Source organism: Mesorhizobium sp. WSM4847, assembly GCF_055811335.1.
On sequence record NZ_JBVVPY010000096.1, the window covers coordinates 1 to 839 of the forward strand.

The 839-nt window shown below is 68.3% G+C and carries 1 protein-coding gene; it reads left to right on the forward strand.

The annotated features are described in order from the left end of the window. Positions 1–839, forward strand: an 839-nt coding sequence (locus tag AC0L28_RS34675; protein ID WP_473482985.1) for a condensation domain-containing protein, incomplete at both ends; no start/stop codon positions are given.

An 839-nucleotide genomic window follows, 5' to 3' on the forward strand; every position in this document is an offset into this window, starting at 1 on the left:
GGGCTCGAGCGGGTTGGCCGCCACGACCACTTCTTCGAGCTCGGCGGCCATTCGCTGCTGGCGGTGCGGCTGCTGAGCCGGCTCTCGCAGGCCGTCGGTGTCGAGGTGCCGCTGTCGACGCTCTTCGCCAGGCCGGTGCTTTGCGATCTGGCGGAAAGCATCGTTGAAGATTTGAGCCGCGCCGATCGCAAAGACCTGCCGGCGATTGTTGCCGTGTCGCGCGATGAGCCGCTTGCGCTCTCCTTCGCCCAGCAGCGGCTGTGGTTCCTGGCGCAGCTGGACGGGGCCGGCACCAATTACCACATCCCGCTGGCCTTGCGGCTGACGGGCCGGCTCGATCGGGCGGCCCTGCAGCGCAGCCTCGATGGTGTGTTTGCGCGTCACGAGGCGTTGCGCCATGTGTTTGTCGCGCCCGACGGCAAGCCCTGTGTCGGGATCCTGCCTGCGGATGCGGGTCTGCGGCCGGTCGAGCACGACCTGTGCGGCCGGGCCGATGCTGAGGCGGCACTTGAGCACCTGTGCCGTGAAGAGGCGCACACGCCCTTCGACCTGTCGCGCGGGCCGATGATCCGCGCTTGCCTGATCCGGCTGTCGCATGAGGAGCACGTCTTCCTGCTGACGCAGCATCACATTGTCTCGGACGGCTGGTCGATGGGCGTGCTGGTGCGGGAACTCGGTCAGCTCTACCGGGCCTTCGCTGCCGGGCATGATGATCCCTTGGCGCCGCTCGGCATCCAGTATGCGGACTATGCTGCCTGGCAGCGGCAGTGGCTGTCGGGGGACAGGCTGCAGAGCCAGGCCCGTTACTGGCGCGAGGCCCTGTCGGGGGCTCCTGCTTG